This window comes from Pseudomonas sp. A6, assembly GCF_052367875.1.
Taxonomy (GTDB): domain Bacteria; phylum Pseudomonadota; class Gammaproteobacteria; order Pseudomonadales; family Pseudomonadaceae; genus Pseudomonas; species Pseudomonas citronellolis.
In genome coordinates, this window is record NZ_CP198970.1 from 7,127,204 (window position 1) to 7,149,126 (window position 21,923).

The window sequence follows — 21,923 nt, forward strand, 5'->3', positions numbered from 1 at the left end:
TCAAATGAGCCTGGTAGCCCCGGCCATCCGCCGGGGCCGGCTCAGGCGCTCTCGCCCAGACCCAGGCCGCCCTCCAGCTTGCGCCAGAGCAGGCGGATCTGCGCCTTGCGCACCAGGGCGCAGCGGTACAGGCGGATTTCCTGCGGCACCACCCAGTGCGGGCCGCCGCACACCGCCAGCTCGCCGCGGGCCAGTTCGGCCTCCATGCTCAGGCGCGGCACCCAGGCCACGCCCATGCCCTGCAGCGCCATGCTCTTCAGGCTGTCGGCCATGGCCGTCTCGTAGACCGTGGTGTAGCGCAGGTTGCGCTGGCGCAGCAGCAGGTTGACGCCGCGGCCGAGGAAGGCGCCGGCGCTGTAGGCCAGCAGCGGCACGCTCTGGCCGCTGTCGAGGTCGTACAGCGGCAGGCCGGCGGAATTCACCGCGCATACCGGGAGCATCTCGGTGCGGCCCAGGTGCAGCGAGGGGAACACTTCCGGGTCCATCTGCAGCGCCGCGTCCGGGTCGTAGAAGGCCAGCATCAGGTCGCAGCCGCCCTCGCGCAGCAGGTGCACGGCCTCGCCGACGTTGGTCGCCACCAGGCGGCTGGCGATGTTCAGGCCCTCGGCGCGCAGCCGGGCGATCCATGCCGGGAAGAAGCCCAGGGCCAGGGAGTGCGCGGCGGCGAACTGCAGCACCTCGCCCTGCCCGCCCTCCAGGTGGTGCAGGTGGCGCACCACCTGGCCGAGCTGCTCGACCACCGCGCGCGCGGTGACCAGGAACAGCTGGCCGGCCTCGGTCAGCTCGATGGGCGTGCGCTGGCGGTTCACCAGGGTCAGCCCGAGGGCGTCCTCCAGGCTGCGGATGCGCCGGCTGAAGGCCGGCTGGGTGACGAAGCGCTTTTCCGCGGCCTGGGAGAAGCTGCGGGTGGTGGCCAGGGTGCTGAAGTCCTCCAGCCATTTGGTTTCCAGGTTCACGTCGTCTCCTCCCGGCGCGGCGGGATGGTCTTGATCGATCGGTCAGTGGATGAACGGGCGCGCATAGCACGGCCACACGCTCGCCGTCATCAGGTCGTCACAGAATACATTATGCCGTTTGTGCATGAGACAGCTTCCAACAGCATTGGCCGACGATCGGCGAAATCCCTAGTCTAGTGGGCATCGCGGCGCTGGCCGTGTTCTCCTGAGAAAAATCTCATCATGTCCCCTGTTGCATCGTTCCGCATCGAGAAAGACCTCCTCGGCACCCTCGAAGTACCTTCTGACGCCTACTACGGCATCCAGACCCTGCGCGCTGTGAACAACTTCCGCCTTTCCGGTGTGCCGCTGTCGCACTACCCGAAGCTGGTCGTCGCCCTGGCGATGGTCAAGCAGGCCGCGGCCGATGCGAACCACAAGCTGGGCCACCTGCCCGGCGAGAAACACGCCGCCATCAGCGAAGCCTGCGCTCGCCTGATCCGCGGTGACTTCCACGACCAGTTCGTGGTGGACATGATCCAGGGTGGCGCCGGTACCTCCACCAACATGAACGCCAACGAGGTGATCGCCAACATCGCCCTGGAAGCGATGGGCCACGCCAAGGGCGAGTACAAGTACCTGCACCCGAACAACGACGTGAACATGGCGCAGTCGACCAACGACGCCTACCCGACCGCCATCCGCCTAGGCCTGCTGCTGGGCCACGACACCCTGCTGGCCAGCCTCGACAGCCTGATCCAGGCCTTCGCCGCCAAGGGCGAGGAGTTCGCCAACGTACTGAAGATGGGCCGCACCCAGCTGCAGGACGCGGTGCCCATGACCCTCGGCCAGGAATTCCACGCCTTCGCCACCACCCTGGGCGAAGACCTCGACCGCCTGCGCCGCCTGGCCCCGGAACTGCTGACCGAAGTGAACCTCGGCGGCACCGCCATCGGCACCGGCATCAACGCCGACCCCGGCTACCAGCACCTGGCCGTGCAACGCCTGGCGGCCATCAGTGGCCAGCCGGTGGTCCCGGCCGCCGACCTGATCGAGGCCACCTCGGACATGGGCGCCTTCGTGCTGTTCTCCGGCATGCTCAAGCGCACCGCGGTCAAGCTGTCGAAGATCTGCAACGACCTGCGCCTGCTCTCCAGCGGCCCGCGCACCGGCATCAACGAGATCAACCTGCCGCCGCGCCAGCCGGGCAGCTCGATCATGCCGGGCAAGGTCAACCCGGTGATCCCGGAGGCGGTGAACATGTGCGCCTTCGAGATCATGGGCAACGACCTGGCGCTGACCATCGCCGCCGAGGGCGGCCAGCTGCAGCTGAACGTGATGGAGCCGCTGATCGCCTACAAGATCTTCGACTCGATCCGCCTGCTGCAACGCGCCATGGACATGCTGCGCGAGCACTGCATCACCGGCATCACCGCCAACGTCGAGCGCTGCCACCAGTTGGTGGAGCACAGCATCGGCCTGGTCACCGCGCTGAACCCGTACATCGGCTACGAGAACGCCACCCGCATCGCCAAGGTGGCGCTGGAAACCGGCCGCGGCGTGCTGGAACTGGTGCGCGAGGAGAAGCTGCTGGACGAGGCCACCCTGGCCGACATCCTGCGCCCGGAAAACATGATCGCCCCGCGCCTGATCCCGCTGCGCGCCTGATGCACCGCCCGGCGCGGGCCGGGCACGACTCACCGGTCGAGGGGCAGTACCCGCCTCTCACCCTTCAGGGATGGGCTATCCCCCGTCCCTTCTTTTATGCCCGGCGCGATGGGCTTGCCCGCAGCGCCACGTCTCACCGGTCGAGAGGATATTCAGCCCTCTCTCCATTCATAGGGACGCCACGGATTGTGGTGTCCCTTTTTTTTCGGCTGGGGTTTGGGGGGTGGCTGCTGCTTTTCGTAGGAGCGAGCTTGCTCGCGAACGGGGCTGGCCGGTGAGAAAGAGCACCCTCTCCCTAACCCTCTCCCTGAAGGGAGAGGGGACCGTTCGGAGTGCTTGGATGCTTTGGAGTCAGCCGGCAAGCACCAAGCTTTCCGGCGAAAGCCTAACTCACCAGTGGCACGGCCTGGCTCCCTCCCCCTTCAGGGAGAGGGCGGGGGGAGAGGGGCTCTATTCCCGAGCACCAAGGCCCAGCAAGAAATCAATCCTGCGCCTGCAAATGCGCACGAATACGCCGATTGAGCGCCGCAAGACGCTCGACCGTACGCTCGTCACCCTCTTCAGCCTCCCCCCGCGGCGCCAACTGACGGGCGCACAGGTTCAGGGCACTGAGCAGCAACAACTCATTACTGGTGACATAGGGGAATTTCTGCTTGGCGGCGGCGATCTCCGCCTGCAACAGGGCGGCGGCCTCCTGCAGGGCGCGCTCCTCGCCGGCCGGCGCCTTGACGCTGTAGTCGCGGCCGAGGATGCGCAGGACGCGCACGCCGTCGTTGCTCATGCGCTGGCGCGGCTGTCGCTGACGCGGCGGACCAGGGCCTGCAGGCGCACGGCAGTGGCGTTGTGCTTCTCTTCCTGCTCCATCAGCTGCAGTTGCAGGGCGTCGTTGTCTTCGCTGGCCTTGCCGAGGCTGTCGCGCAGTTGGGCGTTGTCGTCGGCCAGTTGCTTGTTCTGCTGCAGCAGCTCAGCCACCAGTTGTTCGAGCTGTTCGATAGTGCTGTCGAGCATGGGAGTCTCCGAGGCCGTGGTAAAGGTCGCGGAGGATAAAGAAAAGTCGCCTGTGCGGCCAGGGAAATACACGCTTTCCTGACGGAAAGTATGCTGTCAATTCAATAGCTTAGAAGCAAAATTTCGTGCCATTTCAGCAGGTTGATCGCGCGACGAACCTCCGTAGGATGGGTTGAGCGAAGCGATACCCATCAGACCACGGCGATGGGTATCGCAAGCTCAACCCATCCTACGAAGAGCGCATCGACGCAGCCGGCAAGTTCAGCGAATCACCCCTTCCTCGCGCAGCAGCTTGAAGATGGCTTCGGCGCCCGCCTCCGGGGCCAGGTCCTTGAGCACCTGGCCGGTGCCGCCGGAAGCCTTGGCGGTGGCGGCCTTCATGCGTTCGGCGCCGGTCTTGGCCTTGATCACCTTGAGCCGCTTGGGCCGCGGGCGCGCCGGTTGCAGGCTGCTGGCGGCGAGCAGGTCGTCCTCGACGACCTCCACCTCGTGGGCCTCGATGAAGCCGCGCCGGGCCGGGCCGAAGGCGCTCTGGCGCGCCACCGGGGCGGCATTGTCGACGCTGGCGACGAAGGGCAGGCGCACCTTCAGCCGGCGCCGCTGGCCACGCGGCAGGGCCTGCAGCACCTGGGCGCTGCCGCCCTCGACCTTCTCCACCTCGGCCAGGCCCACCACCAGCGGCCAGCCCAGGCGTTCGGCGAGCAGGAACGGCAGCATGCCGGAGCCTTCGCCGGTCTCGGCCTGGCTGCCGGTGAGCACCAGTTGCGCGCCGGCGCCGCCGAGGTAGTCGACCAGCGCCGGCAAGGCGTCGGCGCCGGCTGGTTGTTCCAGCACCGCCAGCTCGTCCAGGCCCATGCCCAGGTAGCTGCGCAGCGCCTCTTCCTGCGGGTTGCCGGCATGCAGCACCTGCAGGCGCTTGCCGGCCAGGCGCAGGCCCAGTTCGACGGCGCGGGCATCCTGCTCGGCGCGGCGGGCGCGGCCGGAGGCGGGGTGGGCGCCGGTGGAGACCAGGGTGACGATGTTCAGGTCGGTCATGATGGAATCTCGACGCGGTGTTTATTGGGTTCCCGCGTGCGCGGGAATGACGGGGATAACCCCCTCGTCATGAGCTTGGGAAGCTCATAGCAAGCCCTTTGCTGCGAGCCTTTTCCCAGCATCGTCACCCCCGCGAACGCGGGGGCCCAGGGACTGCCTTCAAGCCGCATCCCGCGCCCCTCCCTGCCGGTACTCCTCGGCCAGGCGGATCAGCGCCTGGAGAATCGCCGTGGAGTCGCCGATCACCGAAAGATCGGCGCGTTTGATCATGTCGCAGCCGGGGTCCATGTTCACCGCCACCACCTTGTCGCAGGCGCCGATGCCCTGCAGGTGCTGGATGGCGCCGGAGATGCCCACCGCCAGGTAGACCCGCGCGGTGACCCAGGTGCCGGTGGCGCCGACCTGGCGGTTGCGCGGCATGTGGCCGTCGTCCACCGCCACCCGCGAGGCGCCTTCGGTGGCGCCCAGGGCCGCGGCGGCGCGGTGGAACAGGTCCCAGTCGCGCACGCCGTTGCCGCCGGAGAGGATGAACTCGGCCTCGGCCATGGGAATCTGCGCCGGGTCCACGGCCACCGGGCCGAGGTCCTCGATGCGCGGCAGGTTGCGCGCCACGCCGCCGTCCAGGGCGACCGGGCGGGCCTCGTGGCGCGTCTCGCTGACCGGCTCGGCGCACTCGGCGGCGGCCAGGATCAGGCGCGCCAGCGGCCGTTGCAGGTCCTGCTGGCCGGCGCCGGCGCGGCCGATACAGCGCTCGCCCTCGGCCTGCCAGACGCGGGTGGCCGGGCGTTCGCCAAGGCTGGCGGCCAGGCGCCGGCCCAGTTCGCCGCCACCGGTGCGGCTATCGGGTAGCAGCCAGTGGCGCGGCACGAACTGGCCGTCCACGGCGCGCAGCGCCAGCACCCGCTGTTCCGGGGCGTAGCCTTCGTATTCGTCGCCCTCGACCAGCAGCAGGCGGTCGACGCCGGCGGTGTCGAAGGCGCTTTCCTTGTGTTCGCCGAAGACGATGGCCAGCACCGCGCCGCCCTCGCCGGCGAGCTTGCGGGCCAGGCCCAGCAGGTCGCGGTCGTGGCTGGAGAGGCGGCCGCCGACCATGTCCGGCACCACGGCGATATAGAACGCCGGCTGCTCGATGACCTGCAGCGGCAGCTGCACCACTTCCGGCGCGCTGGAGCGCTTGCCGGCGGTGCCCTGCTGGCCGCCGGAGCGGTCGATGCGCTTGACGCCGTTGGGACCGATGAAACCAACGGCGTGGGGGTTCCTGCGGATCAGGCCGTTGGGGCCCATCCAGCGTACCTCGCCGCCCTGGGCGGACTGCATGGCCGCGTGCAGCGGGTGCAGGCGGTTGCGGGCGATCCACTCGGCGCGTGGGTCGCGGCGGATGATGTCGCTCATGGCAGAACCTCCGGCAGGCCTGGGCTTTTCGTAGGAGCGAGCTTGCTCGCGAACCTTTTGGCATTGAGGCTCGGGCCGCCCTCTCCCCCCGCCCTGGCTGCGCGCCCCGCTCCGAAGGGAGAGGGAGCTATCCGTGCTGCCCTGTAAGAAACGGTGCGTGTGGTCAATCCAGTGCAGCGGGTGAGCCGGCTAAAGCCATGGTTCGCCGTGGCACGAACGATCCCCTCTCCCTTCAGGGAGAGGGCTAGGGAGAGGGCCTGCGGACTCACAGTCAACACAGGACCCAAAGGGAGGAATACCGCTCTCATCAATGCACCCCCACCACTTCTTCCCGCTTAACCGCCGCCGGCTTTTTTGCCGGCGCCTCCGCACTCTCGATCAGCACCTCCGCCACCAGCTCGGCGATGTCCTTGATCTCCGGCCGCGGCGCCACCACGCCTTCGAGCATCGCGGTGCACTGCGGGCAACCCACGGCCACCAGCTCGGCGCCGGTCTCCTTGATGTCGACCATGCGCATGTCCGGAATCCGCTGCTTGCCGGGGATATCGGTGATGGGCGCGCCACCGCCGCCGCCGCAGCAGCGCGAGCGGAAGCCGGAGCGTTGCATCTCCTTGACCTCGATGCCGATGGCCTTGAGCACGTTGCGTGGGGCCTCGTACTCGCCGTTGTAGCGGCCCAGGTAGCAGGGGTCGTGGTAGGTCACGCTGTCGGCCTTGCTCTGGCCCAGCTGCAGCGCGCCGCTCTTCACCAGTTCGTCGATGAAGGTGGTGTGGTGCAGCACTTCGTAGCTGCCGCCCAGGGCGCCGTACTCGTTCTTCAGCACATGGAAGCTGTGCGGGTCGCAGCTGACGATGCGCTTGAAGCGGTACTGCGCCAGGGTGGCGATGTTGCGTTTGGCCAGGCTCTGGAAGGTCGCCTCGTCGCCCAGGCGGCGGGCCACGTCGCCGCTGTCGCGTTCTTCCAGGCCGAGCACGGCGAAGTCCACTTTCGCCGCCTTGAGGATCTTCACGAAGGCGCGCAGGGTGCGCTGGTTGCGCATGTCGAAGGCGCCGTCGCCGACCCAGAACAGCACGTCGGCCTGCTTCTGCTCGCTCATCAGCGGCAGGTTCAGGTCGGCCGCCCAGTTCAGCCGGCCGCCGGGGGCGAAGCCGCCGGGGTTGTCGGTGGCGATCAGGTTCTCCAGCACCTCGGCGCCCTTGTTCGGGGTGGCGCCCTTTTCCAGGGTGAGGTGGCGGCGCATGTCGACGATGGCGTCGACGTGCTCGATCATCATCGGGCATTCCTCGACGCAGGCCCGGCAGGTGGTGCACGACCACAGCGTCTCGGCGTCCACCAGGGCCTTGCCTTCCAGCGCGACTATGGGCAGGTGCGGGCCACCGCTGTGCTCGCCGAGTGGTTTGCCCGGGTAAGGCGAGCCGGCGAACTTGGCGTCATTGCCGCCGGCCAGGCCGATGACCATGTCCTGGATCAGCTTCTTCGGGTTCAGCGGCTGGCCAGCGGCGAAGGCCGGGCACATGGCCTCGCACTTGCCGCACTGTACGCAGGCGTCGAAGCCCAGCAGCTGGTTCCAGGTGAAGTCGGTGGGTTTCTCCACGCCCAGCGGGGCCATGGGGTCGCTCAGGTCGAGGGCTTTCAGGCCGGTGGAGCGGCCGCCAGCGAAGCGCTCGGAGCGGCGGTGCCAGGCCAGGTGCAGGGCGCCGGCGAAGGCGTGCTTCATCGGCCCGCCCCAGGTCATGCCGAAGAACAGCTCGGACACGCCCCAGGCCACGCCGATGGCGAGGATGGCCGCGAGGAACCAGCCACCGAAACCTTCCGGGAGGATGCCGGCCACGGGCAGCGTGGCGATGAAGAAGCTCGCCGAAAACATCAGCAGGCTCTTCGGCAGGCGCATCCACGGGCCCTTCGACAGCCGCGACGGCGGGTCGAGGCGGCGCTTGGCGACGAACAGCGCGCCGCCGAACATCAGCGCCGTGGCCGCCAGCAGGGCGAAGCCGAGGATCCGGCTGTGCAGGCCGAAGCCGTGCACGACGATGGCCAGCAGCGCCGCCAGGACGAAGCCGCCGGCGGTGGCCACGTGGGTCTTGGACATGTACTTGTCGCGCTCGACCACGTGGTGCAGGTCCACCAGGTAGCGCCGCGGCATGGCCAGCAGGCCGCCGAGCCAGTCGACCTGCGCGGGCCGCCCGCGGCGCCACATGGCGAAGCGCTTCACGGCGCCGAATGCGGCCAGTGCCAGGGCGGCAAAGAGCAGGAGGGGAAGAATCGTATTAAGCATGGGTCACCAGCCTTTTCGCTGAAGGCTGGAGGCTGGAAGCTGGACGAAAAAGCAGGCACGGTCGCTCTTTCGTTCAGCCTTCCGCCTCCAGCCTCCCACGGCTCTATTCAGAAATCCTTGCACAGCCGCAGCGCGTCGTAGATCGCCGCGTGGGTGTTGCGCTGGGCCACGCAGTCGCCGATGCGGAACAGCAGGTAGCCCTCGCCCGGCTCGCTGAGGCACGGCTGCGGCTTGATCGCGAACAGCGCCTCGACGTCGATCTGGCCCTTGTTGCGCGAGCCCTGCTTGAGCGCGTAGTACAAGCTCTCGTCCGGGCGCACGCCGTTCTCCACCACCACCTGGTCGACCACCCGCTCCTCTTTCGCGCCGGTGTATTCGTTCTCCAGCACCGCCACCAGCTTGTCGCCCTCGCGGTAGACCTTCTCCAGCATCAGGTCGCCGGTCATGATCACTTCCTTGGGGTACATGCTGCGGTAGTAGGTGGGGAAGGTGGTGCCGCCGATGGCCACGCCGGGCTTGATGTCGTCGGTGACGATCTCCACCAGCGCGCCCTTGTCGGCGAGGAAGTCGGCCACCGACATGCCGCTGAACTCGCAGATGGTGTCGTAGACCAGCACGTTCTTGCCGGGGGCGACCTTGCCGTCGAGGATGTCCCAGCTGCTCACCACCAGGCCCTCGGCGGCGCCCCAGTGTTCGTTCTGCTCGAGGAACGGGTGGCCGCCGTTGGCCAGCACCACCACGTCCGGGCGCAGGTCGAGGATGGTGTCGGCATCGGCGCCGGTGCCCAGGCGCAGGTCTATCCCCAGGCGCGCCAGCTCCAGCTGGTACCAGCGGGTGATGCCGGCGATCTGGTCGCGCTGCGGCGCCTTCGAGGCGGTGGTGATCTGCCCGCCGAGCTGGTCCTTCTTCTCGAACAGGGTCACGTCGTGGCCGCGCTCGGCCGCCACCCGCGCGGCCTCCATCCCGGCCGGGCCGCCACCGACGACGACGACCTTGCGCTTCACGCCGGTGGTCTTCTCGATGATGTGCGGCACACCCATGTATTCGCGGCTGGTCGCGGCGTTCTGGATGCACAGCACGTCCAGGCCCTGGTACTGGCGGTCGATGCAGTAGTTGGCGCCGACGCACTGCTTGATCTGGTCCACCTGGCCCATCTTGATCTTGGCGATCAGGTGCGGGTCGGCGATGTGCGCGCGGGTCATGCCGACCATGTCCACGTAGCCGCCTTCGAGGATGCGCGTGGCCTGGTTCGGGTCCTTGATGTTCTGCGCGTGCAGCACCGGCACGTTGACCACTTCCTTGATGCCCGCCGCCAGGTGCAGGAAGGGCTCCGGCGGGTAGGTCATGTTGGGGATGACGTTGGCCAGGGTGTTGTGGGTGTCGCAGCCGGAGCCGACCACGCCGATGAAGTCGAGCATGCCGGTGTCGCTGTAGTACTTGGCGATCTGCTTCATGTCCTCGTGGGACAGGCCGTCGGGGTGGAACTCGTCGCCGCAGATGCGCATGCCGACGCAGAAGTCGTCGCCGACCTCGGCACGCACGGCCTTGAGCACCTCCAGGCCGAACTTCATGCGGCCCTCGAAGGTGCCGCCCCATTCGTCGGTGCGCTTGTTGACGCGCGGGCTCCAGAACTGGTCGATCATGTGCTGGTGCACGGCGGACAGCTCGACGCCGTCCAGGCCGCCTTCCTTCGCCCGGCGCGCAGCCTGCGCGTAGTTGCCGATCACCCGCCAGATCTCTTCCGGCTCGATGGTTTTGCAGGTGGCGCGGTGCACCGGCTCGCGGATGCCCGAAGGCGACATCAGCGTCGGCCAGTTGAAGCCGTCCCAGCGCGAGCGGCGGCCCATGTGGGTAATCTGGATCATGATCTTGGCGCCATGCTTGTGCATGGCGTCGGCCAGGTTCTGGAAGTGCGGGATGATGCGGTCGGTGGACAGGTTCACCGAGCTCCACCACTCCTGCGGGCTATCGATGGCGACCACCGAGGAACCGCCGCAGATGGCCAGGCCGATGCCGCCCTTGGCCTTTTCCTCGTAGTACTTCACGTAGCGCTCGGTGGTCATGCCGCCGTCGGTGGCGTAGACCTCGGCGTGGGCGGTGGAGAGCACGCGGTTGCGGATGGTCAGCTTGCCGATCTGGATCGGCTGGAACATTGCCTCGAAAGCCATTGCGGCATCCTCACGGGATCAGAGGTTTCTTGTTGTCTGGCGGCAGCCGTGCAGGCTGCTGTTCGCGAGCAAGCTCGCGCCTGCAGGTCAGGTCGGTCAGAGCGGCTTGACGATGAACAGGCCGTCGTCGTGGCCGTCTTCCGAACCGCTGTAGACCTGCTCGGCCACGGTGCGGATGCTGCTGCCGCGGGCCTGGAGAATCTGGTCCATGGCGCCGGCGAACCAGCCGGTGAACATGTAGTCGACCTTGCGGTTGACCTTGCCGTACACGTACACGAAGGCGGAGTGCTTCAGGCGCACCTGGGCGGTGCCCTTGTCGAGGTCGATCTGCTCGATCTGGAACAGGCCCCAGCCGCGCTGCGACAGGCGCTTCATGTAGTGCTCGAACACCGCCACGCCTTCGATGCCATGGCATTCGGCCTCTTTCTCGCACCAGTGCCAGGCGGACTTGTAGCCGGCCTTGTAGAGGATTTCGGCATAGCGCTCGGCGCCCAGCTCTTCCTCGATGCCCATGTGGTTGTTGACGAAGAAGTGCCGCGGCACGTAGAGCATCGGCAGGGCGTCGGTGGTCCAGACGCCGGTTTCGCTGTCGACTTCGATGGGCAGTTCGGGGGCGTGTTTGGCCATGGTTCGGTTCTCGGAATCCGGTTGATGATCTTGGCCGGCGGGGCGCCGGCATGGTGGGTATCGCTGCGCGCCACCCACCCTACGAAGGAGGTCGGCGACCCGGGCTTACTCGCCCCAGACGTCCGCCAGGACGCGCACCCAGTTCTCGCCCATGACCTTGCGCACCACGCGCTCGGGCATGCCGCGCTTGAGCAGGGTCTCGGTGAGGTTGGGGAACTCGCCCACGGTGCGGATGCCCAGCGGGTTGACAATCTTGCCGAAGTTGGTCAGGCGGCGGGCGTAACCCTTGTCGTGGGTCAGCCACTCGAAGAAGTCCTGGCCATGGCCCTGGGTGAAGTCGGTGCCGATGCCGATGGCGTCCTCGCCGACGATGTTCATCACGTACTCGATGGCCTCGGCGTAGTCGTCGATGGTCGAGTCGATGCCCTTGGCGAGGAAGGGCGCGAACATGGTCACGCCGACGAAGCCGCCGTGGTCGGCGATGAACTTCAGTTCCTCGTCGGACTTGTTGCGCGGGTGCTCTTTCAGGCCCGAGGGCAGGCAGTGGGAGTAGCAGACCGGCTTTTTCGATTCGAGGATGACTTCCTCGCTGGTCTTGCTGCCGACGTGGGACAGGTCGCACATCACGCCAACGCGATTCATCTCGGCGACGATCTCGCGGCCGAAGCCGGAGAGCCCGCCGTCGCGCTCGTAGCAGCCGGTGCCGACCAGGTTCTGGGTGTTGTAGCACATCTGCACGATGCCCACGCCCAGCTGCTTGAACACCTCGACGTAGCCGATCTGGTCCTCGAACGCGTGGGCGTTCTGGAAGCCGTAGAGGATGCCGGTCTTGCCCAGCTCCTTGGCGCGGCGGATGTCGGCGGTGCTGCGCACCGGGATGACCAGGTCGCTGTTCTCGCGGATCAGGTTATTGCTGGCGACGATGTTGTTCACCGTGGCCTGGAAGCCTTCCCACACGGACACGGTGCAGTTCGCGGCGGTCAGGCCGCCCTTGCGCATGTCCTCGAAGAGTTCGCGGTTCCACTTGGCGATGATCAGGCCATCGATGACGATGCTGTCGGCGTGAAGTTCGGCTGGGCTCATCTGGCGTCTCTCTATATCAGGCAAGGCTTGTCGGGCTCGGCGCGCCGGGGCTTGTGCCGGCGCTTTGGAGGCAGCATATCCCCGGGTGGCGGGGCGGCCCGGTTCGAAAACGACCAGGGTCGTACCGAAAGCGTCAAGCCGGCGACATGCGCGACACCGAAGGCGTCGCGGGCGGGCATATGGGTATGAGGGGGGATGGCTTTTCGCGGGACAATGGCTGTTTCGCGGGACGATGGCTTTTCGTAGGAGCGAGCTTGCTCGCGAATGGGGTTTGCCGGAAGGAATTGGCGCAGGATGAAAGAGCACCCTCTCCCTAACCCTCTCCCTGAAGGGAGAGGGGACCGTTCGGAGCGCTTGGATATTCCTGAGTCAGCCGGCAGCTCTGCAGTTTCCGGCTAAAGCCATGCTCATCTCGGCACGGACTAGCCCCCTCTCCCTTCAGGGCGGGGCGCGCAGCCGAGGGCTGGGGAGAGGGAGCGGAGTCAACCCAACACACCAGAGCCGCCGGGAAACACCGTTCGCGAGCAAGCTCGCTCCTACGAAAAGCAGCCGAACCCTCAACGATTGCGCCAGCAGGCCACCAGGTTCCACACCATCAACCCGCCAACGACCACCGAACTGCCATAGAACAGCAGACTATCCACGCTCTCCCCTCCGAAATGCAGGCGCCCCCAGTGAAGGGGGCGCCGGGTGGACCTGGGTTTACTCGTGAGCGACCAGCCGCGCGTGGGCGGACTCTTCGCCGAGGTTGTTGAGCATCCGCTCGCTGTACCAGTCAAGGAAGTTGATCACGCCGAACTCGTAGGTCTTGGAGTACGGGCCCGGCTGGTAGGCGGTGGAGTTGATGCCGCGCTGGTTTTCCTCGGCCAGGCGGCGGTCCTGGTCGTTGGTGGCGTCCCACACTTCGCGCAGGCGCTGCACGTCGTAGTCCACGCCTTCCACCGCGTCCTTGTGCACCAGCCACTTGGTGGTGACGACGGTTTCCTGCGCGCTGATCGGCCACACGGTGAAGACGATCAGGTGGTCGCCCATGCAGTGGTTCCAGGAGTGAGGCAGGTGGAGGATGCGCATCGAGCCCAGGTCCGGGTTCTTGATGCGGCCCATCAGCTTCTTGCTGCCCTGCTTGCCGTCCATGGTCATGGACACGGTGCCGTCGAGCAGCGGCATGCGCACGATGCGGTTGCGCAGGCCGAAGCTGGCGTGGGCGTAGGGGATCTTCTCCTCGTCCCAGGCCTTGGTGCAGGCGGCCACCTGGTCCTTGAACGCCTGGCTGGCGCGGGGGTCGGTGACGTCGTCCCACTCCAGCAGGGTCTTCAGCAGCTCCGGGTGCGAACCGTTGCAGTGGTAGCACTCGCGGTTGTTCTCGAGCACCAGCTTCCAGTTGGCCGCTTCGCGGATGGTGGTCTGCACGGCGACCTTGGTGTTCTCCATGTCGTACGGCTCCATGTAGTGCTCGAGCGTACGCAGGAAGTCGTCGATGGCCGGCGGGTTCTCGGCCAGGGAGATGAAGATGTAGCCGCCGGCGGTCTTCACGTTCACCGGCTTCAGGCTGTAGTCCTTCATGTCGAAGTCGGCGCCCATCTCGGTGCCGGCGAACAGCAGGCGGCCGTCCAGCTCGTAGGTCCACTGGTGGTAGGGGCACACCAGCTTGGCCACCTTGCCCTTGTCGCTCACGCACAGGCGCGAGCCGCGGTGGCGGCAGACGTTGTGGAAGGCGTGGATCTTGCCTTCGGCGCCGCGCAGCACGATGACCGGGTTGTCGCCGATCTGCAGGGTGAGGAAGTTGCCCTTGGCGGGAATCTCGCAGGTCATGCCGGCGATCAGCCATTCCTTCTGGAAGATCTCCTGCATGTCGAGCTTGAACAGGCGCTCGTCGTTGTAGAACGGCTGCGGCAGGGAGAAGGAATGGTCGCGGGTGCGCAGCATCTCGGCGGTGGCCTTGCGGGCCGGTTCCAGCGGATCGCCCAGACTCAGGGTGGTAGTGACGTCCATCGGTTGGTCCTCATGCCGCGCCGGGGATCGGCGGCGGCGAAATTGGGTGGCTGATACGGTTCGACGCTACGCAAGGTGGCGTTCACGGCCTTCGGCACTCCGGTGGCTCCGGAATCCCGCCCTGCCGATGGGCGGGGCCCGCGGCGGCGGGCGTGAAGGTCAGGCGCTCTGGTGGATTACCTTCGTTTCGGCTGGGGGCAGTGTGCGTCCGGGCCTTTGCGGTGCCTTATCCATGGGCGACACGACCACATCCGTTTCCGACCTGGCAGCCCCCGCCCCAGGCGGCAGGTCGCGATAAGCATGCAAATGTCGCTGGCAGGTAAGTGAGGGGCACGGGGCGTGCGCACAATCGGCCCCATCAGGCATGCCGAAAAGGCCGGGGCGAGCGTCCCCGCCCGGCGCTGCCCCATTCGGCCGGGAAACGGCCTGCGTGCGCGGAGAGACACCATGTCGACGAGCAACTTCCTCAACCCGGTGAACACCCAGACCTGGACCAACGGCCGCCACCTGGTGCGCTGCGTCAAGGCCATCCAGGAGACCTGGGACGTACGCACCTTCTGCTTCATGGCCGACCAGCCGATCCTGTTCTTCTTCAAGCCCGGGCAGTTCGTCACCCTGGAGCTGGAGATCGACGGCCTGCCGATCATGCGTTCCTACACCATCTCCAGCTCGCCCTCGGTGCCCTACAGCTTCTCCATCACCATCAAGCGGGTGCCCGGCGGCAAGGTCTCCAACTGGCTGCACGACAACCTCAAGGAAGGCGACGTCGTTCCGGTGCACGGCCCGGTGGGCAACTTCAACGCCATCGACTTCCCCACCGACAAGGCGCTGTTCCTCTCCGGCGGCGTCGGCATCACCCCGGTGATGTCCATGGCGCGCTGGTTCTTCGATACCAACGGCTCGGTCGACATGGTCTTCGTGCACAGCGCGCGCACGCCGAAAGACATCATCTACCACCGCGAGCTGGACCACATGGCCTCGCGCATCGCCAACTTCAAGGTCCACCTGATCTGCGAGAAGTACGAGATGGGCGAGGCCTGGGCCGGCTACCGCGGCTTCCTGAACAAGGCCATGCTGCAGCTGATAGCCCCGGACTTCCTCGAACGCGAAGTCTTCTGCTGCGGCCCCACGCCCTACATGCACGCGATCAAGCGCCTGCTCGAAGCCGAAGGCTATGACATGTCGCGCTACCACGAGGAAGCCTTCGGCCCGACGCCGCCGGAAGTCCGCGAGGAAGTGAAGGAACTGGCCGCCGAAGCCGCCGAGGCCCCGGAAATCCCCGCCGCCGACCTGAACAACGTGGAGTTCTGCGAAACCGGCAAGAGCATCCGCGTGGGCCCCGGCGAAACCGTCCACGCCGCCGCAGCCAAGCTCGGCCTGCATATCCCGAAAGCCTGCGGCATGGGCATCTGCGGCACCTGCAAGGTGATGAAGCGCTCCGGCGAAGTGGAGATGGAACACAACGGCGGGATTACCGACGAGGATGTGGCCGAGGGCTACATCCTGTCGTGCTGCAGCGTGCCGAAGGGGGATGTGGTGATCGAGTATTGAGTGCGCTCGGGTAGGCCGCGGAGCGATGGTTCGAGCCCGCTCCCTCTCCCTAACCCTCTCCCTGAAGGGAGAGGGGACCGTTCGGAGCGCTTGGATGCTCTGGAGTCAGCCGGCCGCTCCGTCAATTTCCGGCTGAAACCATCACTTCTCTCGGCACGGACTGGCCCCCTCTCCCTTCAGGGAGAGGGCTGGGGAGAGGGCGCTCTCCCCCAAGCACCAGTCCCCCAAGGAATCCCAACCCGAAGATTTTTCAATTGCCCTCCCCGCCCCAACGGCTAAACACTCGTTCAACAACTCAAGGGACGAGTCCGCCATGCCCACCTTCACCCAGACCTACTACGAAGCCACCTCCGCAAAGCCGACCTACCCCACCCAGACCGGCCACCTCGACACCCGCGTCTGCATCCTCGGCGGTGGCCTCGCCGGCCTCAACACCGCCCTGGGCCTGGCTGAACGCGGCATAACCGACGTGGCGCTGCTGGAATCGCACTACGTGGGCCACGGCGCCTCGGGCCGCAACGGCGGCTTCGTCTTCGGCGGCTACAGCCTGGGCAACGCCGACCTGCTCGCCACCCTCGGCGCCGAGCAGGCGCGGCGGCTCTACCACCTGACCCTCGAAGCGGTGGACCTGATCCGCCAACGCGCGCGCCAATACGCCATCGACTGCGACCTGGTGGACCAGGGCGTGATCCTCGCCAACTGGTTCAACGACCCGTCACGCCTGGAAAAACCCCGGCGCCTGATGAAGGAAGCCTACGGCGTGGACTGGGAGCCCATCGCCACCGGAGCACTCCGCGAACAACTCAAGACCGACCGCTACTTCGGCGGCCTGCTGGAACGCAACGCCTTCCACTTCCACCCGCTGAAATACGTGCGCGGCGTGGCCCGCGCCGCCGCCGGCCTGGGCGTGCGCATCCACGAAGGCTCGCCAGCCCTGGGCATCGAAAAACGCGACGGCCGCTTCGTCGTGCGCACCGCCGGCGGCGAAGTGCACGCCGAACAGGTGGTGTTCTGCGGCGGCGGCTACGCCCGCGGCGTGTACCGCCCCATCGAACGCGCGGTGCTGCCCATCGCCACCTACGTCATCGCCACCGAGCCCCTGGGCGAGCGCCTGCAGGACGCCATCGCCTGCCAGGCCGCGGTCTACGACACCCGCTTCGCCTTCGACTACTACCGCCCGCTGGCCGACAGCCGCATCCTCTGGGGCGGGCGCATCTCCATCCTCGACCGCGGCCCGGAGGCCATCGCCGCCCTGCTCAAGCGCGACCTGACGCTGGTTTATCCACAGCTGGCCGAGGTGAAGGTGGACTACTCCTGGGGCGGCCTGATGAGCTACGGCCGCCACCAGATGGCGCAGATCGGCCAGGACGAAGCCGGCATCTGGCACGCCATCGGCTTCGGCGGCCACGGCATGGCGCCGACCACCGTGGCCGGCGAAGTACTGGCCGACGCCATCAGCGGCGCCAGGGCGGTGCCGCCCGGCTTCGCCCGCTTCGGCCTGACCCACGCCTTCGGCCTCGCCGGCCTGCTCGCCGCCCAGGCCACCTACAGCGCCTACGAGGCCCGCGACGCCTTCGACAGCCGCCGCCTCAACGGCTAGGGCTGGTGCCCGGCGCGCTCGCGGTCTAAGGTCGATGCAAGCCTCAAGACCGGAGCCCCCATGGCAATCAAGACCACCCCCAACCGCCAGCAGACGCACCTGGCCGTACTGATCGACGCCGACAACGCCCCCGCCGCCATCGTCGAAGGCCTGTTCGAGGAGATCGCCAAATACGGCGTGGCCAGCGTCAAGCGCATCTACGGCGACTGGACGCAGCCGCAACTGGGCAAGTGGAAGCAGGTGCTGCTCGACCACTCCATCCAGCCGATCCAGCAGTTCGCCTACACCAAGGGCAAGAACGCCACCGACAGCGCGCTGATCATCGACGCCATGGACCTGCTCTACACCCGCCGCTTCGACGGCTTCTGCCTGGTCTCCAGCGACAGCGACTTCACCCGCCTGGCCGCCCGCCTGCGCGAGGAAGGCCTGATGGTCTACGGCTTCGGCGAAAGCAAGACGCCCGACCCCTTCGTGCGCGCCTGCGACAAATTCATCTACACCGAAATCCTCCGCGCCGACCCGGTGACCCCGGCGGAACCTGCGGAAACCGGCCAGCCCCAGGAGCCCAAGGCCCCTGCCGCCAAGCCCAAGCCCCAGCGCGTGCCGCTGGACTTCATCGCCAAGGTGCTCGACGACATCGCCGACGACGAGGAAGACTGGGTGCAGCTCGGCGCCCTCGGCCAGAACATCAGCAAACTGCGTCCCGCCTTCGACCCACGGCTGTACGGCTTCAAGAAACTCAGCGACCTGATCAAGGGCCACCCCAAGCGCTTCGAACTCCAGGCCCGCGGCGGCAGCAACAGCGGCGGCAAGGACCTGTACGCGCGCAACGTGCGCAAGTGAGCCGCGTCAAAGGCCCGGGCCGGAGCGAGCCGGTATGCTGGGCCGGTCATCAAGGAGGAAAGCCATGACAGCCCTACCCCGCAGCCTCTTCGCCGCCCTGCTGCTCGGCCTGGCCCTGTGCACCGGCGCCCAGGCCTCGACGCTGCGCTGCGGCACGCAGCTGATCAACGAAGGCGACAAGATGGACGTGGTGCTGGAGAAGTGCGGCGCGCCGGCGAAACGTGAAGTCTTCCCGCCGGCCCCACCCCGCCGCGGCCCGGACGGCAAATTCATCCCCGGCGGCGCCACCATCGAAGTCTGGACCTATCCCCCACAGAACGGCGCCACGCGGGTGCTGCGCTTCCGCGAAGGCATCCTGATACTGATCGGCACCGAGTTCCGCTGAACCCCAGCTCTTCGTAGGATGGGTTGAGCGAAGCGATACCCATCACCACGACAGCATGGGTTTCGCAGGCTCAACCCATCCTACGAAGAGCGCCTCGGCACAGCCTGCAAGACAGCGAACCGCCCTTACCCCAACCGCGCCGCCATTTCCGCAATGACAATCGTCACCACGGCCCGCAGCAAGCGAAGCTCACCGGCCAGCGTAGGACGCAGTTCAGGACGAGCGGCCGACAGTTCCTGGTTCTCCCGCTCGACCTCCGCCAACAGCGCCTGCGCCTGCTCCCGCACTGCCCTGGTGAGCCTTGCCACATGCTCGCGCGCCGTAGCCGGCTTGATGCCCATGGCCTCTCCGGCAGCCACCAGCAGCGCCCCATCGATCTGTTGCAGGCGATCGATACCGAGAATCGGCCAAGCCATCGCGGCCTGCTGCGGCCAGCGCTCCTGCTCGAATGCCCGAGTCCCGTAGACAGCCGTGCAAAGCAGATCGTAGAAAGGCGCCAGGCTGAATCCCCGGCGCGTGACCAGCAGGCTCAGGTTCTTCAGGTGCGCATCCTCGTTGCCCACCAGCACGTTGAATACCAGCCAGCGGAACAGGCCCAGGCGCGCCCTCACCGAAGGCCGGCTATCGCTGGCGATCTCGCGCAGGCGCTCGATGCTGCCCTGGTTGTACTTGAAGGCGCGGTCCAGGCCGAGCAACTGGCAGGCATCGATGCAATGCAGGCGCTCCCATTCGCCCTCCACCTGGCGGCGGTCGAAACGCTGCACCAGATACACCGGCTGCGGCACATAGCACCGATGCACAGCGGGCACCTCCAGCCCGACACGTGCAGCCAGGGTCATCACGAACCACTCGTTGACCACCGAATGCGCCCAAGCCGGGTCCGGATGATCGGGCTTGAGGATATGCGTAGAAGGCGTGCTGCCAACCGGCTCGAACAGATCCCGCCCATCGAAGACGACGGCAACCTTGTGCTGCGCCCCCGCCAGCGACATGCGCTTGGCCGCGCGTTCGGCCAGCGGCACCTGGGGCATCTGCTCGATACGCCGGGACAGCTCCGCATCGGGCAATGCACGCAACTCGCCAGGAGCCGGCGATTGCCCCGGCGGCAGCAAGGTGAGCGACCCGGCCGACTCTGCGCCGAAGTGCTCCAGCAGGCCAAAGGCATCCGCCTCCGCCAGACGCACCGCACCCGCCAACAGGCGACGCTGCCCCTCCTCCGGGAGCAGATTGTCGAAATACCACTGCACCGGGCGCTGGCTCGCACCATCCACATGAGGCTCGCCACGAAGCGGCAGCCCCGGGCACAACGGATAGGCCTCGGGCGTATCCAGCCATTCGCGGGAATAGGTGAACGCCCAGACGCCGTTGTTCTCCTCCAGGGCGCCGACGCGGGTCTGGTTGATCCAGGCTTCCAGCTGCCGAGTCATCAGTCCTCCTTGCCGCTATCAGCCTTGTGGATAAGCCGTTGCAGCTGCTGCCGGGTCGAGTCCTCGTACGCCTCCGGCACCTCGACGGAAACCTGCAGGCCAAGCTCCTGCAGCACCTGGAACAGCTTGCCCCACTGCACACGCTCCGCACCGCGCTCGACCTTGCCGAGAAAGTTCTCGCTCACACCAATGCTGCCGGCGGCATCGTCCTGACGCAGGTTCATGGCCTTGCGGCTCGCTCGCACCAGCAGTCCGAGGGTGGCGGGTGAGTCGATTTCGATCTTCATGGAGAATCCTCATGATTGTGAGGATTATGCCAGCACCAGAGCGATGCCCCTATAAATCCTCACGACTGCGAGGATTTTAGTCAGCTGCTGTGGATATTCAAGGGAATCCTTATGGCCGTGAGGATTAATGTGCAGCGGTCACGAGCTGTTCGCGAGCAAGCTCGCTCCTACACCCACATCGGAAATATCGCCGTATCCCGGCCAGGGTCGCTTCCTATCCTGCTCCGGTCACAGCACGTGCCGCGATCGGGTTTGGCGACCCAAGGAAGTAGGTGGCGGCACTCGCGAACCACCACACGCCACGGTACAAGGCTTTTCATCAGGCATCCTTCCGGCTGGCTACCAACTGCCATAGGGAATTCCATGCTTTTCCATGTAGGCCTTGGATGCTGGTTCAAGCGGCAATGCATATTTGCCGTCCGTTTTCCCTTGGGATGGTCCTTTGGGCTCGACTTCGGCCTGGGCTTGCAGGATTTCGATACTTTCGCCGCAAGTGCTTCTCACCCAGCCACGCACCACTCCGCCGGGGGCCAACCCGATAGCCAGGGCCTGGCGGTATTGCATGGTTTTGCAAGGTGGATCGAGTTTCTCGACCATCAACTGACGAGCCCGCTCCGGAATGTCGAGGGTCACCCGATAGGTCTGCGGTTCGGCCAGGGATTGCCAACGCACGAAAATGCGCTTGGGGAGGTCCGCGTTGTCGACATTGCGACCAGCCCCCCAGTTGCTCCTCCACACCTTGGGCTGCCCACTGTCGTCATCCGGCACATGCACTGCCACGACTCCGCCACCCATATGGGGAAAGAAGCGGCCACGGATATCCTCCACATCCGCCGTCTCCACCCACACTTCCATATAGTCCGGCGCCAGGAAGCCCAACCGCCAATACCGGTAAGGCAGATCACCGGCGCCCTTATCGGCTTGGGCGCAGCCGCCTAGCAGCGCCAAGCACAGCATCAGTACAAGGCTTTTCATCAGGCATCCTTCCGGCTGGCTACCAACTGCCATAGGGAATGCCATGCTTTTCGATGTAGGCCTTGGATGCTGGCTCAAGCGGCAATGCATATTTGCCGTCCGTTTTCCCTTGGGATGGTCCTTTGGGCTCGACTTCGGCCTGGGCTTGCAGGATTTCGATACTTTCGCCGCAAGTGCTTTTTACCCAGGCCCGAACTACGCCGCCAGGAGCTAGCCCAATGGTCAACGCCTCTCGGTAGGCACTGTAGGGACAGGGTGGATCGAGTCTTTCAACCATCAATTGGCGTGCTCGCTCGGGGATATCAACAGTCACCCGATAGGTCTGCGGCTCGGCCAGGGATTGCCAACGCACGAAAATACGCTTGGGCAGATCGGCTCCATCGACATACCGGCCGGCTCCCCACCCCACCCGCGGCCCCCAGCCCTTGGCGTTCCCTCCCAAGTTTTCTGGAGTGCTGATGGACACGGTCCCTCCACCCATATGGGGAAAGAAACGGCCACGGATATCCTCCACATCCGCCGTTTCCACCCACACTTCCATATAGTCCGGCGCCAGGAAGCCCAACCGCCAATACCGGTAGGGCAGGTCACCAGCGCCCTTGTCGGCTTGGGCGCAGCCGCCCAGTAGCGCCAAGCACAGCATCAGTACAAGGCTTTTCATCAGGCATCCTT

At 66.4% G+C, this 21,923-nt stretch carries 19 protein-coding genes; 5 read left to right on the plus strand and 14 right to left on the minus strand.

What is annotated here, in order from left to right; translation table 11 throughout:
- Positions 1 to 41 precede the first annotated feature (41 nt).
- Complete coding sequence (locus ACTWJ5_RS31370; protein ID WP_064584908.1) at positions 42 to 956, minus strand: LysR substrate-binding domain-containing protein; 915 nt, start codon at positions 954 to 956, stop codon at positions 42 to 44.
- Positions 957 to 1,178: 222 nt separating this feature from the next.
- On the opposite strand from ACTWJ5_RS31370, the gene ACTWJ5_RS31375 reads away from it, so the two are divergent.
- Positions 1,179 to 2,603, plus strand: a complete 1,425-nt coding sequence (locus tag ACTWJ5_RS31375) for an aspartate ammonia-lyase (protein ID WP_256513452.1) — start codon at positions 1,179 to 1,181, stop codon at positions 2,601 to 2,603.
- Positions 2,604 to 3,084: 481 nt separating this feature from the next.
- On the opposite strand, the gene ACTWJ5_RS31380 is transcribed toward ACTWJ5_RS31375, so the two are convergent.
- The 9 genes from ACTWJ5_RS31380 to gbcA form a co-directional block, all read right to left on the minus strand.
- A complete protein-coding gene (locus ACTWJ5_RS31380; protein ID WP_253412438.1) occupies positions 3,085 to 3,384 on the minus strand; it encodes a cell division protein ZapA in 300 nt (99 codons plus the stop codon).
- Complete coding sequence (locus ACTWJ5_RS31385) at positions 3,381 to 3,611, minus strand: hypothetical protein (RefSeq protein WP_009614252.1); 231 nt, start codon at positions 3,609 to 3,611, stop codon at positions 3,381 to 3,383. The genes ACTWJ5_RS31380 and ACTWJ5_RS31385 overlap by 4 nt, the downstream gene beginning before the upstream one ends.
- 261 nt (positions 3,612 to 3,872) lie before the next feature.
- Positions 3,873 to 4,646: an electron transfer flavoprotein subunit beta gene (etfB, locus tag ACTWJ5_RS31390; protein ID WP_444437191.1), complete on the minus strand. Its 774-nt coding sequence runs from the start codon at positions 4,644 to 4,646 to the stop codon at positions 3,873 to 3,875.
- A 159-nt stretch (positions 4,647 to 4,805) separates the two neighbouring features.
- The gene (etfA, locus tag ACTWJ5_RS31395) at positions 4,806 to 6,038 is read right to left on the minus strand and encodes an electron transfer flavoprotein subunit alpha (RefSeq protein ID WP_444437192.1); all 1,233 of its coding nucleotides are present in this window, start codon (positions 6,036 to 6,038) and stop codon (positions 4,806 to 4,808) included.
- Positions 6,039 to 6,345: 307 nt separating this feature from the next.
- Positions 6,346 to 8,313 (minus strand): dimethylglycine demethylation protein DgcB, encoded by a 1,968-nt coding sequence (gene dgcB, locus ACTWJ5_RS31400; protein ID WP_249918361.1) that lies wholly within the window; start codon positions 8,311 to 8,313, stop codon positions 6,346 to 6,348.
- Positions 8,314 to 8,420: 107 nt separating this feature from the next.
- The gene (dgcA, locus tag ACTWJ5_RS31405; protein ID WP_116425774.1) at positions 8,421 to 10,481 is read right to left on the minus strand and encodes a dimethylglycine demethylation protein DgcA; all 2,061 of its coding nucleotides are present in this window, start codon (positions 10,479 to 10,481) and stop codon (positions 8,421 to 8,423) included.
- 96 nt (positions 10,482 to 10,577) lie between these two features.
- On the minus strand, positions 10,578 to 11,108 hold the full coding sequence (locus ACTWJ5_RS31410; protein WP_009614265.1) for a DUF5943 domain-containing protein: 531 nt from the start codon (positions 11,106 to 11,108) through the stop codon (positions 10,578 to 10,580).
- A 105-nt stretch (positions 11,109 to 11,213) separates the two neighbouring features.
- On the minus strand, positions 11,214 to 12,191 hold the full coding sequence (locus ACTWJ5_RS31415) for a dipeptidase (RefSeq protein WP_074986123.1): 978 nt from the start codon (positions 12,189 to 12,191) through the stop codon (positions 11,214 to 11,216).
- Between the two features lie 702 nt (positions 12,192 to 12,893).
- Positions 12,894 to 14,183 carry a glycine-betaine demethylase subunit GbcA gene (gene gbcA, locus ACTWJ5_RS31420; protein ID WP_009614269.1) on the minus strand — a complete coding sequence of 430 codons (1,290 nt, stop codon included), beginning with the start codon at positions 14,181 to 14,183 and terminating at the stop codon, positions 12,894 to 12,896.
- 447 nt (positions 14,184 to 14,630) lie between these two features.
- Between gbcA and gbcB the strand changes: the two genes are divergently transcribed.
- From gbcB to ACTWJ5_RS31440, 4 genes are all read left to right on the plus strand, one after another.
- Positions 14,631 to 15,734, plus strand: coding sequence for a glycine-betaine demethylase subunit GbcB (gene gbcB / locus ACTWJ5_RS31425; protein WP_074986125.1), 1,104 nt, complete (start codon positions 14,631 to 14,633; stop codon positions 15,732 to 15,734).
- A gap of 313 nt (positions 15,735 to 16,047) precedes the next feature.
- On the plus strand, positions 16,048 to 17,334 hold the full coding sequence (locus tag ACTWJ5_RS31430) for an NAD(P)/FAD-dependent oxidoreductase (protein ID WP_444437193.1): 1,287 nt from the start codon (positions 16,048 to 16,050) through the stop codon (positions 17,332 to 17,334).
- Between the two features lie 60 nt (positions 17,335 to 17,394).
- Positions 17,395 to 18,177 carry an NYN domain-containing protein gene (locus ACTWJ5_RS31435; protein WP_249918357.1) on the plus strand — a complete coding sequence of 261 codons (783 nt, stop codon included), beginning with the start codon at positions 17,395 to 17,397 and terminating at the stop codon, positions 18,175 to 18,177.
- Between the two features lie 64 nt (positions 18,178 to 18,241).
- On the plus strand, positions 18,242 to 18,562 hold the full coding sequence (locus ACTWJ5_RS31440) for a DUF2845 domain-containing protein (protein ID WP_444437194.1): 321 nt from the start codon (positions 18,242 to 18,244) through the stop codon (positions 18,560 to 18,562).
- Between the two features lie 125 nt (positions 18,563 to 18,687).
- Here the strand turns inward: ACTWJ5_RS31440 and ACTWJ5_RS31445 are convergent, their stop codons facing one another.
- From ACTWJ5_RS31445 to ACTWJ5_RS31460, 4 genes are all read right to left on the minus strand, one after another.
- Positions 18,688 to 19,989, minus strand: a complete 1,302-nt coding sequence (locus ACTWJ5_RS31445; RefSeq protein WP_253412426.1) for a HipA domain-containing protein — start codon at positions 19,987 to 19,989, stop codon at positions 18,688 to 18,690.
- Positions 19,989 to 20,276 carry a helix-turn-helix domain-containing protein gene (locus ACTWJ5_RS31450; protein WP_058071616.1) on the minus strand — a complete coding sequence of 96 codons (288 nt, stop codon included), beginning with the start codon at positions 20,274 to 20,276 and terminating at the stop codon, positions 19,989 to 19,991. Before ACTWJ5_RS31450 ends, ACTWJ5_RS31445 begins: the two co-directional genes overlap by 1 nt.
- Positions 20,277 to 20,615: 339 nt before the next feature.
- Entirely contained in the window at positions 20,616 to 21,251 is a 636-nt protein-coding gene (locus ACTWJ5_RS31455) for a DUF2931 family protein (RefSeq protein ID WP_444437195.1), read from the minus strand.
- Positions 21,252 to 21,270: 19 nt separating this feature from the next.
- Positions 21,271 to 21,912 carry a DUF2931 family protein gene (locus tag ACTWJ5_RS31460; protein WP_444437196.1) on the minus strand — a complete coding sequence of 214 codons (642 nt, stop codon included), beginning with the start codon at positions 21,910 to 21,912 and terminating at the stop codon, positions 21,271 to 21,273.
- Positions 21,913 to 21,923: the final 11 nt, after the last annotated feature.

Excerpts from the sequence above, each read along its gene's own strand:
- dgcB (WP_249918361.1), bottom strand. The coding sequence starts at position 8,313 with ATGCTTAATACGATTCTTCCCCTCCTGCTCTTTGCCGCCCTGGCACTG.
- dgcA (WP_116425774.1), bottom strand. The coding sequence starts at position 10,481 with ATGGCTTTCGAGGCAATGTTCCAGCCGATCCAGATCGGCAAGCTGACC.
- ACTWJ5_RS31415 (WP_074986123.1), bottom strand. The coding sequence starts at position 12,191 with ATGAGCCCAGCCGAACTTCACGCCGACAGCATCGTCATCGATGGCCTG.
- ACTWJ5_RS31450 (WP_058071616.1), bottom strand. The coding sequence starts at position 20,276 with ATGAAGATCGAAATCGACTCACCCGCCACCCTCGGACTGCTGGTGCGA.
- ACTWJ5_RS31380 (WP_253412438.1), bottom strand. The coding sequence starts at position 3,384 with ATGAGCAACGACGGCGTGCGCGTCCTGCGCATCCTCGGCCGCGACTAC.
- gbcB (WP_074986125.1), top strand. The coding sequence starts at position 14,631 with ATGTCGACGAGCAACTTCCTCAACCCGGTGAACACCCAGACCTGGACC.
- ACTWJ5_RS31385 (WP_009614252.1), bottom strand. The coding sequence starts at position 3,611 with ATGCTCGACAGCACTATCGAACAGCTCGAACAACTGGTGGCTGAGCTG.
- ACTWJ5_RS31445 (WP_253412426.1), bottom strand. The coding sequence starts at position 19,989 with ATGACTCGGCAGCTGGAAGCCTGGATCAACCAGACCCGCGTCGGCGCC.
- ACTWJ5_RS31460 (WP_444437196.1), bottom strand. The coding sequence starts at position 21,912 with ATGAAAAGCCTTGTACTGATGCTGTGCTTGGCGCTACTGGGCGGCTGC.
- ACTWJ5_RS31455 (WP_444437195.1), bottom strand. The coding sequence starts at position 21,251 with ATGAAAAGCCTTGTACTGATGCTGTGCTTGGCGCTGCTAGGCGGCTGC.
- ACTWJ5_RS31440 (WP_444437194.1), top strand. The coding sequence starts at position 18,242 with ATGACAGCCCTACCCCGCAGCCTCTTCGCCGCCCTGCTGCTCGGCCTG.
- gbcA (WP_009614269.1), bottom strand. The coding sequence starts at position 14,183 with ATGGACGTCACTACCACCCTGAGTCTGGGCGATCCGCTGGAACCGGCC.
- ACTWJ5_RS31435 (WP_249918357.1), top strand. The coding sequence starts at position 17,395 with ATGGCAATCAAGACCACCCCCAACCGCCAGCAGACGCACCTGGCCGTA.
- etfA (WP_444437192.1), bottom strand. The coding sequence starts at position 6,038 with ATGAGCGACATCATCCGCCGCGACCCACGCGCCGAGTGGATCGCCCGC.
- ACTWJ5_RS31410 (WP_009614265.1), bottom strand. The coding sequence starts at position 11,108 with ATGGCCAAACACGCCCCCGAACTGCCCATCGAAGTCGACAGCGAAACC.
- etfB (WP_444437191.1), bottom strand. The coding sequence starts at position 4,646 with ATGACCGACCTGAACATCGTCACCCTGGTCTCCACCGGCGCCCACCCC.
- ACTWJ5_RS31430 (WP_444437193.1), top strand. The coding sequence starts at position 16,048 with ATGCCCACCTTCACCCAGACCTACTACGAAGCCACCTCCGCAAAGCCG.
- ACTWJ5_RS31375 (WP_256513452.1), top strand. The coding sequence starts at position 1,179 with ATGTCCCCTGTTGCATCGTTCCGCATCGAGAAAGACCTCCTCGGCACC.